Annotated in this window: 1 protein-coding gene; it reads right to left on the bottom strand. The window is 38.2% G+C overall.

What is annotated here, in order from left to right; translation table 11 throughout:
• Positions 1-58: 58 nt before the first annotated feature.
• A partial coding sequence (locus tag FS641_RS18310) for a hypothetical protein (protein WP_222122132.1) occupies positions 59-249 on the bottom strand: 191 nt, incomplete at its 5' end.

Raw genomic sequence — 249 nt, 5'->3', positions numbered from 1 at the left:
TTCTTGTTTCGTTTTTATCCATGTCCTTCTCCTTTATGTAATAAGCCCAATATTGGATCTATTGACCTTCAAACTCCTGATTAAAAGCATCTTTTACTAACTCTTCATTCGGTCGTGTGTCTACTACTGGGAATAGCGTTTCTTCTCCAGACATGTCACCAGCTATTTTCGAACTTAATAAAGCGTCTTTGTATTGTTCCGATGCTTCTTCTCGTGTCATTAGTGAAAATTGAGAGTTGAAGGCGTCTC

It is taken from the genome of Curtobacterium sp. 9128, assembly GCF_007673775.1.
Taxonomy (GTDB): Bacteria; Actinomycetota; Actinomycetes; order Actinomycetales; family Microbacteriaceae; genus Curtobacterium.
The sequence above is the reverse complement of the archived record's forward strand: the minus strand, read 5'-3'. Positions and strand labels throughout refer to the sequence as shown.